The sequence below is a fragment of the Terriglobus aquaticus genome (assembly GCF_025685415.1).
Taxonomy (GTDB): Bacteria; Acidobacteriota; Terriglobia; order Terriglobales; family Acidobacteriaceae; genus Terriglobus; species Terriglobus aquaticus.
Genome location: NZ_JAGSYB010000001.1, coordinates 671335 through 687305, shown reverse-complemented (window position 1 = coordinate 687305; position 15971 = coordinate 671335). Strand labels below are relative to the sequence as shown.

The 15971-nt window shown below is 62.9% G+C and carries 11 protein-coding genes, 1 tRNA gene and 1 other RNA gene; 4 read left to right on the top strand and 9 right to left on the bottom strand.

Annotated elements, in window-relative coordinates; genetic code table 11:
- Positions 1–101: 101 nt before the first annotated feature.
- Complete coding sequence (ligD, locus tag OHL12_RS02995; RefSeq protein WP_263412354.1) at positions 102–3083, top strand: DNA ligase D; 2982 nt, start codon at positions 102–104, stop codon at positions 3081–3083.
- A 283-nt stretch (positions 3084–3366) separates the two neighbouring features.
- Here ligD and OHL12_RS02990 read toward each other — a convergent pair whose 3' ends face one another.
- On the bottom strand, positions 3367–4467 hold the full coding sequence (locus OHL12_RS02990) for an aldose epimerase family protein (RefSeq protein ID WP_263412353.1): 1101 nt from the start codon (positions 4465–4467) through the stop codon (positions 3367–3369).
- A gap of 168 nt (positions 4468–4635) precedes the next feature.
- Here OHL12_RS02990 and ssrA point away from each other — a divergent pair.
- Positions 4636–4991: a transfer-messenger RNA gene (gene ssrA, locus OHL12_RS02985) on the top strand.
- A gap of 124 nt (positions 4992–5115) precedes the next feature.
- On the opposite strand, the gene OHL12_RS02980 is transcribed toward ssrA, so the two are convergent.
- The 7 genes from OHL12_RS02980 to OHL12_RS02950 all read right to left on the bottom strand — a co-directional run bounded on the left by OHL12_RS02980 (position 5116) and on the right by OHL12_RS02950 (position 12211).
- A tRNA-Arg gene (locus tag OHL12_RS02980) sits at positions 5116–5192 on the bottom strand.
- A gap of 165 nt (positions 5193–5357) precedes the next feature.
- Entirely contained in the window at positions 5358–5801 is a 444-nt protein-coding gene (locus OHL12_RS02975) for a hypothetical protein (protein ID WP_263412352.1), read from the bottom strand.
- A 112-nt stretch (positions 5802–5913) separates the two neighbouring features.
- Positions 5914–7455 (bottom strand): di-heme oxidoredictase family protein, encoded by a 1542-nt coding sequence (locus OHL12_RS02970; protein WP_263412351.1) that lies wholly within the window; start codon positions 7453–7455, stop codon positions 5914–5916.
- 292 nt (positions 7456–7747) lie between these two features.
- The gene (locus tag OHL12_RS02965; protein ID WP_263412350.1) at positions 7748–10114 is read right to left on the bottom strand and encodes a winged helix-turn-helix domain-containing protein; all 2367 of its coding nucleotides are present in this window, start codon (positions 10112–10114) and stop codon (positions 7748–7750) included.
- 48 nt (positions 10115–10162) lie between these two features.
- Positions 10163–10429, bottom strand: coding sequence for a hypothetical protein (locus tag OHL12_RS02960; protein ID WP_263412349.1), 267 nt, complete (start codon positions 10427–10429; stop codon positions 10163–10165).
- Positions 10430–10451: 22 nt separating this feature from the next.
- Positions 10452–11306: an NAD(+)/NADH kinase gene (locus OHL12_RS02955; RefSeq protein WP_263412348.1), complete on the bottom strand. Its 855-nt coding sequence runs from the start codon at positions 11304–11306 to the stop codon at positions 10452–10454.
- A gap of 71 nt (positions 11307–11377) precedes the next feature.
- Positions 11378–12211: a TlyA family RNA methyltransferase gene (locus OHL12_RS02950; RefSeq protein WP_263412347.1), complete on the bottom strand. Its 834-nt coding sequence runs from the start codon at positions 12209–12211 to the stop codon at positions 11378–11380.
- 155 nt (positions 12212–12366) lie between these two features.
- Between OHL12_RS02950 and OHL12_RS02945 the strand changes: the two genes are divergently transcribed.
- Entirely contained in the window at positions 12367–13008 is a 642-nt protein-coding gene (locus tag OHL12_RS02945) for an RNA polymerase sigma factor (RefSeq protein ID WP_263412346.1), read from the top strand.
- Positions 13005–14435 (top strand): anti-sigma factor domain-containing protein, encoded by a 1431-nt coding sequence (locus OHL12_RS02940; protein WP_263412345.1) that lies wholly within the window; start codon positions 13005–13007, stop codon positions 14433–14435. The genes OHL12_RS02945 and OHL12_RS02940 overlap by 4 nt, the downstream gene beginning before the upstream one ends.
- Positions 14436–14511: 76 nt before the next feature.
- Here the strand turns inward: OHL12_RS02940 and OHL12_RS02935 are convergent, their stop codons facing one another.
- Positions 14512–15867: a YncE family protein gene (locus OHL12_RS02935; protein ID WP_263412344.1), complete on the bottom strand. Its 1356-nt coding sequence runs from the start codon at positions 15865–15867 to the stop codon at positions 14512–14514.
- Positions 15868–15971: the final 104 nt, after the last annotated feature.

Genomic DNA, 15971 nt, shown 5'->3' with positions numbered 1-15971 from the left:
GTTCTTGCAATAGATCGCGTTCCCCATGTTGAATCTATCGCCACATTGTTCAACCTGCGTTGACTGCGCAACCCCACGCCGCAACACCGCTTCACACACCTATGGCGGCCACCAAAGCATCCACTCGCGCAAAGAAGGAAGCAGACCTCACCCAAAAAGCAGGCGACGAGGTCCACGCCCAACTCGCCCGCTATCGCTCCATGCGCGACTTCGAAGTCACCGCCGAACCAGCCGGTGGCTCTGCCAAGAAAAACACCGCAAAGAAAACACCTGCAAAGACGTCCGCCGCAAAGAAAGCCTCCCCCAACACCGGCCTCTCCGCCCTCCCCTTCGTCATCCAAAAGCACGCCGCCACCCGCCTCCACTACGACTTCCGCCTCGGCTGGCACGGCGTCCTCAAATCCTGGGCCGTCGCCAAGGGACCCAGCTACGACGTCCACGACCGCCGCCTCGCCGTCCAGGTCGAGGACCACCCCATGGAGTACGGCGGCTTTGAAGGCATCATCCCCCGCGGCCAGTACGGCGGCGGCACCGTCATGGTCTGGGACCAGGGCACCTGGGAGCCGCACGTCGACGTCGACGAAGGCCTTCGCAAAGGCTCGCTCAAATTCGCCCTCAACGGCACCAAGCTCCACGGCAATTGGACCCTCGTCCGCATGGGCGGGCACGCCGCACAGGAGGGCAAGCCAAACTGGCTCCTCATCAAGGAACACGACGAGTTCGAGCGCCAACCCGGTGCCCCCTGCATCACCGAAGAGGCTCCCAACTCCGCCGTCACCGGCCGCTCCCTCGAGCAGATCGCCGAGGCCGAAACCCACGTCTGGAACTCCAAGGAGACCGCGGGCGAGGGCCAGGCCTGGTACCGCCAGCGCGCCCGCGCCGCCGACCAGGCCTCCGCCAGCCACGCGGCACCCAATAGCGCAGCCACGAAGTCGTTCGCGTCCCCTTCTCCTGCCGCTTCCTCCGGGCAGCGCAATGCTCCAGCCGCCGCAAACGCCCCGAAGTCCTCCGAAGCCGACGCCGCCCTCGGCAAGCTCCCCAAGGAATCACTGCCCGAGTTCCTCAAGCCGCAGCTCGCCACCGAGGTCGAAGACCCACCCGCCGGCGAAGACTGGCTGCACGAGCTCAAGCTCGACGGCTACCGCATGCAGGCCCGCAAGCAGGGCAAAACCGTCCAGATGCTCACCCGGACCGGCCTCGACTGGACGCACCGCGTCAAACCCGTCGCCGCCGCCATCCAGCGCATCGCCGCCGATACCGCCATCCTCGATGGCGAGGTCGTTGTCCTCGACGCCGAAGGCCTCTCCTCCTTTGCGCGCCTGCAGGCCTCGTTCGAAAAGGGCGAGTCGCACCCGCTCACCTATTTCGCCTTCGACCTCCTCCACCTCAACGGCCGCAGCACCCGCGACCTCCCTTTGACCGAGCGCAAGCAACTCCTTCGCCAGGTCCTCGGCGAAGACGCCGAAGACCTCCGCCTCTCCGAACACATCACCGGCGACGGTGCCGCCGTATTCCACAAGGCATGCGAACTCCACGCAGAAGGCATCATCTCGAAACGCGGCACGGCCAAGTACAGCCCGGGCCGCGGCCACGCGTGGGTCAAATCCAAGTGCCTGCATGAGCAGGAGTTCGTCATCGGCGGCTGGAAAGACCTGTCCAACGGCCAGCGCGGCATCGGTTCCCTCCTGCTCGGCTACTACGACGAAGGCGGCAAGCTCATCTACGCGGGCAAGACCGGCACGGGCTTCAACAGCAAGACGCACAAGCTGCTGCGCGACCTGCTCGATCCGCTCGAGCAGAAGTCCTCACCCTTCGCCAGTATTCCCAACGAGGCACGACGCTCCGCTCACTTCGTCCGCCCCGAACGCGTAGCGCAGGTTCGCTTCGCCACCTGGACCGGCGAGAATCAACTCCGTCAGGCGGCCTTCCTCGGACTCCGGGAAGACAAGCCCGCGCGCGAAGTCCGCAAGGAAGAAGCCGCCCCGACGCCCAAGCGCGACAAGCACGCCGCCCCTAACCAAGAGGACACAGGCGACGCACAGGTGAGTGTGCCCGATTCCTCCGCGGCTACATCGCGGGGTAGCGGGCGAAGCGCCACCGCCAAGGCAGCAAGCCAAACCGAACACGCCAGTGCTTCGCCTTCTTCGAAGGGGAAATCTGCAGTAGCAAAACCGTCTGCTCCCCTGCCCATCCCGCAGATCCGGCTCACCCACCCGAAAAAGATCGTCGATCCGGAAAGCGAAGTCACCAAGGAACAACTGGCGCAATACCTGTTCGCCGTCGCGGACCGCATGCTCCCCCACATTGCCGATCGCCCGCTGTCGCTGGTGCGCTGCCCTGAGGGATCGTCGAACCAATGCTTCTACCAGAAGCACGTGAACCACATGCTTCCACCGGGTATCGGCTCCGTCATGGTGGCCGACAAAAAGGGCGGTCCGCCCGAGCCGTACATCACCCTCGACTCGGTGGAGGCCCTCACCGGCCTGGCGCAGATGACGGTGCTCGAAATCCACCCCTGGGGCTCAACCAACCAGCACCTCGAGCAGCCCGACCGCATCGTCATCGACCTGGACCCCGATGAGTCGCTCCCCTGGTCCCAGGTCACTGAAAGCGCGCTGGAAGTGCGCGCCCGGCTGAAGAAACTTGGCATCCAGAGCTTCGTCAAAACCACCGGCGGCAAAGGCATCCACATCGTTTTCCCCATGCGCCCCGACTACGACTTCCGCATCATGAAGGCGTGGGCGCACGGCTTCGTCATGGAGATGGAACGCGAGAACCCTCGTTTGTACCTGACCAAGATGACCAAGGCCGCGCGCACCGGGAAAATCTACCTGGACTATCTGCGCAACGAGCGCGGCGCCACCGCCGTCGCCCCGTACAGCATGCGCTCGCGCCCCGGCCTGCCCGTCAGCGTTCCGCTCGACTGGAAGGAGCTGGGCGACTCGCAGCGGCCCCGCTACACCGTCGCCGACTTCGCCTCCGGATGGCGCGACCGCCTCAAACGAGACCCCTGGAAAACCATCGGCACGCTGGACCAGGCGCTTCCCCGTGACGTCGTCGAGCGCTACGCCGGGAAAATCTGAGCGATGCGAACCGGACGCAAAGCGTGTCAAGCCCCAGAATGGCCTAAGTTTCTTCCCATCTGTCTCTTTCGGCTGGCATGGTATTTCTTCAGATTCGGTAGACTGGAAGAGCAGAAGAAAAGGGCCGGAGAGAATCTCTCCGGCCCTTCCTCTTGCAGATGTGTTCCGAACCCACAGATCCGGAAGAACTTAGGGCTAAGTTCTTCTAGACCAGGAACTTGCAGCTCCCCTGAAACGCTAAGTCATCTGAAAAGAAGAACTTGACGTTTGCGAGGGGGCGGGGTTACTTCTGCACCCCGAAGCTGAAGACAGTCGTCGAGCGCATGGTGTGGCCAGGATCAAGTTCCGTGGTCGGAAACTTGGGATGGTTCGGCGAATCCGGAAAATGCTGTGTCTCAAAGCAGAAGCCGCCACGATAGCTGTACTTCTGCCCGCCGGTTCCCGTAATCAGACCTTCCTTGAGGAAGTTGCCCGTGTAGAACTGCACGCCCGGCTCGGTGGTGCTGACGGTCAGCGTACGTCCGCTCGCCGGGTCGACAGCCTTCGCAGCCAGCTTCATCACACCGTTCGCTCCGTTCAGCACCCAGTTGTGGTCATAGCCGCCGGCGATCTTGAGCTGGTCATTCTTCTGGTTGATGCGCTCGCCAATCGCGTGCGGCGTGCGGAAGTCGAACGGCGTTCCAGCAACAGGAGGCAGATCGCCCGTCGGAATCAACACGTCGCTCACGGGCGTGTAGCGATCGGCATTGATCATCACCTCAGTGTTCAGAACGTTGCCGTTGCCCTCGCCCGCCAAGTTGAAGTATGCGTGGTTCGTCAGGTTAAGCACAGTAGGCTTGGTCGTCGTTGCGCTGTACTCGATGCGCAGGTCGTGCCCATGCAGCGTGTAGCGCACATGCGCGGTGAGTTCGCCCGGAAAACCCTGATCTCCGTCCGGCGAGACCAGCGTCATCTCAACGCCCATCGGAATCTCTTTGGCCGACCAGACGCGGTTGTCGAAGCCGTCGGTTCCGCCATGCAGCGTCTGCCCGTTGTTGTTGATTGGAATGTGCGAGGTCTGGCCGTTGATCACGAACTGGCCCTTCGCGATGCGATTGCCATAGCGTCCCACGACCGCACCGAAGTAGGTGTCGCGGTCGCCAAGGTAGCCAGCCAGGTCAGGGTGGCCAAGCACCACATCGGCTTCCTTGCCGTTCTTGTCCGGCGCGATCACACTCTGCAGGCGCGCGCCATAGGTGATCACCTTCACCGTGACGGCGGCATCTTTGATCGTGTACATGTCGACAGCCTTACCGGCAGGCGTGGTGCCGAAAGGAGTCTTGGAAACCTGGGCGTTGGCGGTCATGGCGAGAAGTCCTGTCAGCAGCAAAGCGCGAGAGATCATGGTGTCCTTGTTGGGCCCCAAAGCCGAAGCGGGCGACGCTCACCAGCGTACCGCGACTGGCGACCTTTTGGCTTCTTGGGCATCTATACTGGACATAGATCTTTGGCAGAGCCCAGTGCGGCCCTGCGAAGCTGCTCCAAAACAGCCCCACATGCGGGCGACAAGTTTGGGGGCGTCACGGCTTCGACGGGATAGCTTGTGGCAGAGAGGCATGCAGGGGCGTGAACACCCTCAAACTGCTCACAAAACGATAAGTGCCGAACCTCAGTACGCGCTTGCTGCTTAATTAATTAAGTAGCCGTCTTCCTCCGGCTTCGCCTATGGGCTGGTTGCGGACGTCATACAGTAGGCTGGTCCGCGGAGCTCTGCTCGTGCGCCAAGGACGAGACCCAATCGAGCTGGTGCTGTGCGTTTCTTTGCCCTTTCCTAGCGCGCAGTACGAGACAAAGTGAAACGGGAAAAGCATGAATGCTCTCTGTTGACAGTTGTTTCGGACGTGGGTTCAACTCCCACCGCCTCCACCATTCCTGACACAAATGCCCGCAATGGATGCGGGCATTTGTGTTTGTGGCGAAGAGGCAAAGCTGCACCTGCAGCAAAACAAATCGCCCGCAGCGAAGGCGGGCGATGGTCGAGCTTAGTAATGAATGGTGCACCCGGAAGGATTCGAACCTCCGACCTATTGGTTCGTAGCCAATTGCTCTATCCAGCTGAGCTACGGGTGCACACTTCGCGGGGCGCTGGGCAGCGCCCTTTCGACTTTTTGAGTCTACCAAGTGATTGCGTTTGGAGCAACAAGCCGTGCGGCTCGAGACACTTCACCGAGAGCGCAACCGCAGACTGCGTGGTTGTGCGAGACGCTCTGCCCTGTATGAGGGCGGGTACCGCTGCTAACGGGTAGTGGGATGATGAGCCACCAGGCATGGAACGTTGGATCCGCAGCCCACCTGATCCGCGTCGCGATGGTAGATGCCGATGGTGGTCTGGCTCTGGCCGAACGCGTCATGCGATACCGTGACGATCTTCATGACATTGCCGTCGGCTGACAGCGTCCGATCGCTGGTCGCCATTACCTGCAGCGCGCTGGTGTAAGTCGCTCGCACATGGTTCGGCGCATCGCGATGCAGCGTGACCGGAAGCAGAATGCCGCGATCTCCTGTCACGATGGCAGGCTTGCCATCGTAGCCGGCAACGTAGTCCACGTGGAACGTCTCCCCGACTGCCGGTTCCGTTTCGGAGTGATAGTGAACGCCACCCCGTTCCGGCGACATCTCGATCATCATCCGCTTCGGACAGCGATGATCGGGGTAGGTGGAGGCTCGAGAATCGAGCACCCACCGGCCAACGAAGGGGTCTGTGGCAGGTTCGGAAGCACGGAGAGCCGAGACCGAAAACATCGCCACGAGCGCTATGAGCATGATTCGTTTCATCGATTGCACCGTGCGCCTAGAGCGTGCGCAGGAAGGTCAGAATGGCCTGCTTGTCGGCTTCGGACAGGCGATTGAAGGTGGCCACTGTCCCGTTCGCTTCAGAAAAGCCGTACTTGGGGGAATCGCGATCCCTGGACGGGTTGTCACCGCCGTTGAAGCCAGGGAACGAGAAGTGATCCTGGATCGCCACCATCAGGTCGCTGGTGCGGCCGTCGTGCAGAAAGTAGATGCGCTGACCCAGGCCCCAGAGCGGCGTGGTCCGGAACTCGTCAGGCCCTGCATCGCCCTGAACCACGTTGTCGGCGAGGGTAGCACCCATGTGGTGCACGAGCAGGTCGGAGTAGAGATTGACGGTCTGTCCACGCAGAGCCAGTGTCTTTGCACCCACCTCGTCCCAGGGACCGTTCGGGTTGGCACTGCCGGGGGTCTGGAAGGAAGGCGTGTGGCAGAGAGCACAGCCGATTTCGCTGAACAGCTTGCGGCCGCGGTCGGCAGCGCCCGTCATCGGCACGAGTGGCGGCGCGTCGACGAAGCGCATGAACTCGGTGAACATGAGCCATGCCGGCATGATCTTGAGCGGGTTGTTGTAAGAGATCTCGTCGGTGCGCGGAACATCGAACGGCTCGTAGGCCACGTTGCAGTTGCTGTCTTCGCTGCGTGACGTTGGGAACAGGTCATTGCTGATCCCCATCTCCACGTTGTAGGCCTCGCCTGCAAACATGGTCAGGGAGGCGTTCTGCGCCTTCCAGCCGAAGCGGCTGATGGTACCGGTGTTGGGGTTGATGTTGGGGTGGCCCGCGATGCCGAGCGCCTGCTTGGCTTCACGGTTTGCGCGCATGTTCGCGCGGATGGCGGTGTCTGGAATGGCCTCGATCAGGCCAAGTCCGAACAGTTGGAGCGGGATGCGGAACGCAAGATTCCTCTCCTGCATCTCGTGTTCGAAGTTGGGCTGCTCCAGCCGGCAGTTGGAAGGCACGTCTGAGCGACCAGCAACCGTGAACAGGCTGTGCACACCGCCATCGCGCTCGCCGTTCTTCTTAAACTTGAAGCGTACCTCGCGGAAGGGGCCTTCGCGTTCTTCGAAGTCAGGTACGACGTTGTTGGCGCCCATGCGTTTGGCGACTTCGAAGGCGGCGTTGCTGCGGGTGGCGCTGCCACCGATCGACGGCTGCGAGTGACAGGTGAAGCACTGGTCTGCGTTGAACACGGGCCCCATGCCAGCGGAGTTGATGAGGCTCTTCGGGGAGAACGGATTGTTGGGCGACGGGTCGATGGGCAGGACACCCTGCGGTTGTTGCACACAGGTGTCGCAGGTGCCTTCCAACTCCGAGACTCGGAGCAGGCTCTCTGTGAAGAGAGCAATCTCGTTCGCATTGAGGCCGGGAACGGCTTTGGGGATCGGGCTCTTCGGATTCGGGCGTGGACCCGGGTCGTTCGCGCGCATCCAGGCGGGTAGCGCTGCCGAGGAAGCCGTGGGCTGCTGAGCGTAGGTGGGAAGAGTGAGCAGAGCCAGGGACAAGAAGAAAAGCTTGCGAACACAGACGAGCAGGTGCTTCATCGTATCTCCATTGCAACCGAAGGGCGGGTAAGCGCCCCTCGGTTGCGATCCCGGGGACGATCCAATCGCGGCCCAAACACCGACGACCGGGATGCACCCAATATGCGAGGCGACCGTCAGGAGATGTGCTTAGGATTTGCTGAAATCTGTGTGATGGAAGTCTTAGAGAGTCTAAGTGATAGAAAATGCGGACGATGTAAGAAGAGGTCGGTACGGTCCGCGGCAATCTGTGAGGCAACTCCGCGACGATGCTTAGGTGAGGCGTTCCGCTTACGTGCCACGAACAGCAGGGTCAGCGCACTTCTGCCAGTTCCCTTGCCATGTAGGGCGGAGGGATGTCACGTCGGGACCCCGGCTGCGATTGACGAGGAAGATCCGCGGTGGCGAGGTCGCTCGTGTGGCTCCCGGACAGCGCATTGGCCTGCGCCAGGTGCATCTGCGCGACGCTTCCCAGAGGATCGTTCAGCACGAGGCCGGGGTGATCCACGATTGCGCGGAACGATGCGGCTGCGTCCGGCCCATGGCGCAATGCAAGCTGAGCCTGGCCGCGCAGGAAGGTTGCGTACAGAGGCAGACTCAGGCCGAACTGCGACGTTCGGTTGAGGAGATCGAGCGCAACTTGAGGCTTGTTCTGGTGCAGGGCCACCGCGGCGTCGATGGCAGGGATGCAGTTGTTCTGGAGCGCGGTGTCTTCCGGAAAGCGCTTCCCAAGCTCGCGCGCCATCGAAGTGGCTTCGGGTGCGTTGCCGAGGATCGCCATAGCGAGCGCCGCCGAGGCCTGGGTGTAGCGTCCGGACGGTAGCTTCAGGGCCGCGCGCAGGGTCTGCGCTGCCCTGCCCCGATCTCCGTAGAAGAGGTCGGTGAAGGCTGAGCCGACCATGAACTCGGCCTCCATGTCCTGCCGGAGAGACTGCCGCGCCAGATCCAGCGCACGGCTGCGGAACTCCTCCGCTTGTTTCACCTGGCCGGCCCGGGCCAGCGTGGCGGCGTGGTAATACAGCAGCCATGGGTTCCGAGGCGCGGTTTGGAGCGCCTGCTCCATGCCGTGTTCGTCGCCTTTCAGGTACGCGATCCGATACTCGTCCGTGACGAAGCTGGCAAGGAAGAGTTTTCGCTGCGTTGCCCGTTGCAGAACTTCCGCAGCTTCGTCGGCGCGGTTGAGTGCAATGAGGCTAACGGCGGCATTGCGATAGCCCACAACGAAGTCGGGATCGAGCTCGATGATGTCCCTGGATTCTTCGAGCATCCGCTCGTACTGCCCGTAGGCGGGGTAAATGCTCGTCGACAGGAAAGCTCGCGGGTACACGTCGCGCGGGTACATCTGGATCCAGGCTTCGCATGCATCTTTGGCGTGTTTTAAGTTCCCGGTGACGAGCAGGTCGTAGGACACGTCGATGGTGAACCGCTCGCGTTCGCTGGCGCGGTTGCGAAGCTCATGGGCGCGCCGGGTGCTCTCCATGGCCTGATCTTCGCGTCCGAGATCGGCGTACATGCGTCCGAGCCAGGCATGCGCCCAGGCGAACTCCGGATCGAGTTCCGTCGCATAGCGAAACAGCGGAATCGCGGCACTGCTGCCTTTGGTGTTGAACGCCTGCATGCCGCGGCTGAAAGCACTCAGCGCCTCCAGCGATGGCGTTGTGGCCTCCGCCAGGGGCGTATCGAAGTCGTGAAGGGTTTGCGTGGCTTCGCCGAGCCGGGTGCGGAACTGGGTGGCGATCTTTCCGATCGCTTCCAGCGCGTCCTCTTTGTGGAGCAACTGGACCTGCTCTGCATCCACCTCCTCGCCGGAGCTGCACCTGCGAGCGTGCAGGCCAATGACGAACGTATCGCCCAGGCGGGTGATGGAACCGTCCAGCACAACGCTTCCGCCCAGGCGCTGGCACACCTCGCGAGCGACAGGACCGGTCAGCGGCGCGTCTTCCCTCTGCCCCATGCGCTTGAGTGTTTTACGAACCTGGGTATCGCTGGCGAGGCGAAGGACGGGCGACTGATCGAGTTGCACCAGCAGCCCTTGTCGGAGCGCTATGTCGAAGGCCGCATCGCCTGTGGTGTTGACGAAGTCGGCCAGCACGAGGGTGTCTCTGGTGCTGAGTGGCTGCCGGGAATGGCTGCGCCACAAAAGGAAGGAAGACACCGCCGCGGCGAGCAAAGCACCGCCTACAGCTGCGAAGGTAAAGAGGCGCGGTCTGTTCCAAACGGGGGTGGCGGGTGTGGCGCTCGGCAGCTCCGTGTTTGGGGGCTGCGGAACAGATTCGAACTCAGGCTGTTCTAGAGCAACCCCGGAAGACGACGCCTGTTCTGTAGCGGCAGGCTGCGGCTCAACCGGTGGCTGGATCGCTTCGCCCGCGCTTGAACGCTCCACCGGAGCGATGAACCGGTAGCCCCTGGTTGGCACGGTCTCAATGAAGTGGGGCGCTCGTGCGTCGTCGCCAAGCTGCTTTCGGATGATGGCGATGGCGCGAGTGAGGGTAGTTTCTTCGACGAACGTGTCTTTCCAGACAGCCTCAAGCAGGGTCTGCTTGTCCAGCAGCTTGCCCGCATTGCCCGCCAGGATGAAGAGCACCGACAGAGCACGCGGCTCCAGCGAAACCCGCCTGCCCCGAAGAGTGAGCGAAAAGCCTTCTTCGTCGAGTTCGAAATCTCCGAATCGATAGAGCATCACGCCTCAGAACGCCTGCCTCCTCGAATCTACGGTGACGCAACCTTGCTACGCCGTCGTTTGCGCGACGCTCTCCGGCTCGTCTGGGACGGGCGCGTTTGCGGGATCTACGAGTTCCAGGCCGGCGCGGCGCAGGAGCTGGCGCACGATCTGGTCGGTGAGGCGCGTGGCGTCGTACTCGATGTGCACCGTGCGCTCACGCTCGTTCAGGTCGACACGCCGAATGCCGTACACCTCGCGAAGGCTGTTCAGCGCGAGGGCGGAAGCTTCGCGGGGCGGAGCGGCGAGATGGTAGGTGGCGTCGAGCTGGGTCATGGTCTGAGGATAACGCGATGGGCTAGCGCTGGCCCCACTTGAGTTTGGAGCGGAGAACATTGAACAGGCCGTGCTGGCCGAGGCGAACCAGGTGGACGCTGTACGGCGAACGCACGCAGTGAACTTGGTCTCCGAGTTTCAGCTCAACTGCTTCCTGGCCGTCGATGGTCAGGTAGGTTTGGTCGGCAATGCCTTCAACGTGCAGCCGGATCTCTGCGTCGCCGGGAACAACGATGGGCCGGACCGTAAGCAGGTGCGGACAGATGGGCGTGACCACCGTCGCGTTCACGTTCGCCATGACGATCGGGCCATTCGCTGCAAGGTTGTAAGCAGTGGATCCGGTTGGGGTGGAAACGATGACGCCGTCGGCGCGGAACTTCGCGACGAGTTCCCCGTCCAGTTCGACCACGTACTCGCCGATGCGGGCGATGGCACCCTTGGTCAGAACGACATCGTTCAGGACGTCCCACTGCAGGGGTTCGCCTTGGGTGCGAGTCAGGGTCACGCGCATCATGCCGCGTTCGTCTTCGTCGGAGGTGCCCTCACACCAGGCTTCCAGAGTGCGGTAGAGCTCCTCCAGGGGCACTTCGGTCAAAAACCCGAGTGAACCCAGGTTGACGCTGAGCAGCGGGGTGGAGGTTTGCGCAAAGGCGCGGGCGACCGAGAGCAGCGTGCCGTCGCCACCCAGCACCACCACAAGGTCAGGCTTGTGGGCCGGAAGGCTTTCCCGCTGGATGCCCTGCTGGTCCACATAGCAGGCGGAGGTCTCGTCGAGCACGGCCGTCATGCTGCGCTGCTGGAGCCACTGGAGCAAATCTCGCAGGATGCCCTGCAGCTCCGGCTTCTGGGGCTTGGAAACAATGGCGATGCTCGGCATTACCGACAGTGTACGTGTCTGATCAGCAGCCCTAGTAGTCGCCGGTCAAAAGCCGGAGCATGTCGTCACTTTTACGGGTCGGAAGGCTCACCGTTGGTGCCGGCGTGAAAGCGAGCGTAGAGGAGAAACTCGCGATTGCCCTCGGTGCCGGTGATCGGCGATTCCGTGATGTCGGTGTGTTGCGCACCGAGGTCCACAACGGTGCTCCGAACGCGATCGATGGCGATTCTGTGTGCCTCCGGGTCGCGCACGATGCCGCCCTTGCCCACCCACTCGCGCCCGGCTTCGAACTGGGGTTTGACGAGAATGACAGCCTCGCCCTGGAAGGGTCGCTCAGGAGCGGAGAGCGCGCTCACGACTGCGGGCAGAACGAGCGATGCTCCGATAAAGGAGACGTCCATCGCGAAGAAATCGGGTTGGGGCGGAGCGACGGGAATGCCCGCGCGCAGTAGAGCGTACTCAGCCAGGAGCGACGCGGGCGCGAGCGTGCGAGCGTTGGTGCGCTCCAAAAGGCGGAGGCGCGGGTCGTCTCGCAGCGGAACGGCCATCTGGCCGTATCCCGTGTCGACCGCCACCACGGCTGCTGCACCCCGCTGCAGCATGCAGTCGGTGAAGCCCCCGGTGGACGCACCGATGTCGACAGCACCCCGACCTGTGAGGGACAGCTTCCAGTGATCCAGGGCACCTTGCAGCTTCAGGCCGCCCCGGCTGACGAATGGGATGTCGTCGCCGAGCAGACGGAGCGCGCTGTCCACAGCGATAGCAGTACCGGCCTTTGTGACCTTTTGCTCGTTCACGAGTACGCGGCCGGCAAGGACCATGGCCGAGGCACGCTCGCGTGAGGCGACCAGGCCACGATCGACAAGCAGCTTATCCAGGCGCACGAAGCCGTCGGTTGCAGGCATGAAACCATGCTCTCATCCCCTCGCGCTCACCCTTCCGAGTTGAAAGGGCTGCGGGAGGTTGGAGCTGGCGCGTTACACTTTGGTGCGTCACCTAGGAGAAAGCCGGGTCCGGCGGTTTACGGTCTGATCGGGGGTGTTCCACGGCATCGAACGGTATGGAAGAAGCGGACATCTCATTTCGCCGGAACGCGCTGCGATCCCATCCAGCGGGCAAGTCTGTGCGTTCCTCTGGTGTGGAGACGCCGAAGGCAACACCGGCCGGGACGCTGGCGGCCATGGAAGACGGCACGCTGCTGGCACTGGTTGGGCAGGGTGACGAGAATGCCATGGCTACCTTGTTCGACCGCTATTCACGCGTGGTCTACTCCGTGGCGCTGCGCGTGCTGCGCGATCCCAGCGCTGCCGAAGACGTGTTGCAGGACGCGTTTATGCACCTGTGGCGCAAACCCGATGCGGTTGTGGTGAACCGGGGAGCGATTGGAGCGTGGCTCGCGGTCGTCGCGCGAAACCGCTCCATCGATATGTTGCGGAGGCAGAAGCCCTCTGAATCGGTGGAGGAGGTAGCGTTGCCGTCGGGCGTGGACGTTGCGGTGGACGCCGAACGCACTTATTTGATGGAGCGCGTGCGAGCCCTGATAGGGCGCATGCCGGTGGAACAGCGCAAGACTCTGGAGATGGCCTTTTTTGACGGCCTGACCCATTCGGAGATTGCAGACACCACGGGTGACCCGCTGGGCACGGTCAAAACCCGTATTCGAACGGCGTTGCTTTCCCTGAGAAAGGCGATGGTCGCATGATCGACCCAACCATTACAGCCGAAGATTTGGTTCTGTACGCCCTGGGTCTCCTGGAGGGCGAGGAACAGACCCAGGTGGAAACGATGCTGCGGAAGTCCACCGCCGCGCGCGAGGAGCTGGCGAATATTCGCGGTGACCTGGCGCTGTTCGCCATGGGCGCGGAACAGCACACACCACCCGCGCTGACGCGGCAGCGGCTGCTGAAGCAGGTCGCTCGGGAACGGCGTACGGTGCCGGTCGACGTTCCGGTGCAGGATCGTGTGATCCCGGAGCCACACACCTTCCGCATGGATCGGGATGCGCCAAACGGCGACCGAGAAAGTAGCCGCAAGACGCCAGCACCGGCACTTCCGCAACGCAGGGAGACCATGGCACCGGATCCGCTCGACGATCCTTCGCCGTATCCCGGGCCGGTGATCAAGCCGCTGCCTACGCGTACCTTCCCGCGGCAGCAACAAGTTGTAACGCCCAGTCAGCCACAGACGCAACCTCCAGCTGCCCGTAGATTGCGGGAGGTGCAGGCAGCTTCACCGGACCATGCGGGTGACAGCTTCTCTGCATCGGGTGCGAGCTTTGCGGCTGACCCAAGCCTCTCCGGGGCGGAGCGGCAGACGTTTTCACCCGACCCGCAGGTCTTCCCGCGCGAGGCTCGTTCCATGGCGACGAGTTCCACGGCGCACTCGGTGACCATGTTCGAGCAGCATTTTGCGGCAGATGGAACCAAGCACAAGGTGCAACCGGATTTGCCACCCGATCCAGAGCCATACACCGCGCGCCGGCCCGATCCGCTGGAAGCGCTGGAGAGCGTTCAGGACACATTTGTGGCGTCTGCGGCGGCCCGGGAGGATAACTTCGGGTTTAGTGCATACCGCGACCGGGAGGCCGACGAGCCACGCGGGAGTGGGGTGGCGCGGTGGATGGGCTGGGCGGGCTGGTCGCTCGCAGCCGCGGTGACGGTCGCCGCCGTGTTTGCCCTGCGAGACGACTTCAACCTGCGGGAGCAGGTTTCGCAACAGCAGACAGCCCTTTCGGCAGCAGAAGCGAGTGCGTCGAGGTCCGAGACGGTGCTGCAGACGCTGCAGAGCGCCTCCACGCAGCACTTTCAGCTTGCGGCGACGGATGCGGCGCCAACACCGAACGGCCGTGTGGCGTACCTGCCGGAGCGCGGGACGCTCGTTTTCCAGGGCAGCAACCTGGAGACGCTGCAGCCGTACAAGACTTACGAACTGTGGCTGATTCCGGTCGGCCAGGGACGGCAGCCTGTGCCGGCAGGATTGTTCAAACCGGATGCGCACGGCTATGCCACCGTGGTTCTGCCGCCCTTGCCGAAGGGGCTGGTGGCCGCGAACTTTGGCGTGACGATCGAGGATGACGGCGGGTCAAGCACGCCTACCCTTCCGATCCTGCTGGTCGGGCAGCAATCGTAAGACTCCAGCGGCGCTGCGAATCAGACAAGAAAGGGCTGCGCGGTGCGCAGCCCTTTCTTGTCTTATTAACGAGTCCTTACGGTGCGGTGACCTTGATGGCTACGCCGTAACCCTGCAACGGCACGGTTGCCGAGACCTCGTCGGTATCGGTGCGGATGACCGTTGCAATCTGGGTGGTGCTGGCAGTGACGTAGACCTTGCCAGTTGGCGAACCGCTGGTGGCGGAGATCCAGTTCAGGGTTCCGCCGATGGGAATGTCTGCCGTTTTCACCAGGCGCTGCAGATCGATGACGGAGACGGTGCTGGTTCCGGGCTGGCCGTTGCCGGCGTTGGCAACGTAGGCCTTGTTCGCGTCTTGAAGGATGGCGACCATTACGGGATTGATGCCGACAGGGATGGTGGCAAGGACCGATCCGAAGCCGGCTGCGTCGACTGGATTGGTGGCATCGCAGGCGGGGTTGGTCGTCGTAACGGTGCTGGCCGAGCAGAGCGGTATGTTGACGACGGTGAGCGAACCTGCGCTGACGCCGTCTCCGGCATTGACTACCGCGAGTTCGTTGATGTTGGTCGCCACGTCTGCCCAAACCGGGTTGGGACCGACGACGATGCGCGGAATGGTGTCCAGCGTATTGCCCTGCACGTTGATGACTGAGACCGTGCCGCTGGTTCCGCTGGCGGCGTCACCGGCCTTGTTGAGGACAAACGCGCGCCGGCCATCCACGTTGACCACGCCGTACACAGGATTGCGGCCAACCGCGATGGTGCTGCTGACCGCGTTCGACGCATTGTTCTCGATGCCGGTGGCGGTGCCAACGCTCACGCCCGGGTTCGTTCCCGCTGCCAGCACAAATACGCGCTGCGAGTTGTTCGAGCCAACGACATAGGTGGGGTTCTGGCCGACGGGCAGTTCCTGCCGGATGGTCGGCGGAGCGCCGGAAGTAAATGCGGCGACTCGGCTGGTTCCAGTTTCGGTGATGTACAGGGCGCCTGGGTTCGGCAAGGCCAAAGCGGTCAGCGGCGCGGAGCCGGCTGGGAGGGTGGTGCTGGTTACGTTGCGCGTGATGAAGGTAGGGTTCGCAGGCGTGATCTGGGACGCGGTGAACGCCTCGACGAGACCCGTATTCTGGTGCAGAACGTAGCCTTCATTGGCGGTGCTGAGGCCGAGAAAGCTGGGAACGGGCGCCGTATTCAGGGTGCCAACCACGGTGTCGCCGGAGAAGTCGATGAGGGTCGCTACGCCGAGACCCCCGTTGCCGGGGTCGGCCAGCGCCAGGGCGTACTTCTCAGGCTGCGAGGACGGACCAACGGGATTGATGGCGTTGACGACGGGACGATAGCTGTTTCCGCAGCCCAGGACTCCGCCCAAGGCGATAGTGGACGCGACACATGCCGCTACAACCGGCAAGCGACCGGCTTTCTGCTTTACTGCCAATTGCAAATGCTGCTCCTGCCGGTGAGACCGTGCTCGCGGACGAAAAGGTATCAGGAAGATTGTATAAGAGTCGGACTTTGTGGCGGGTCGTGAAGAGGAACGCG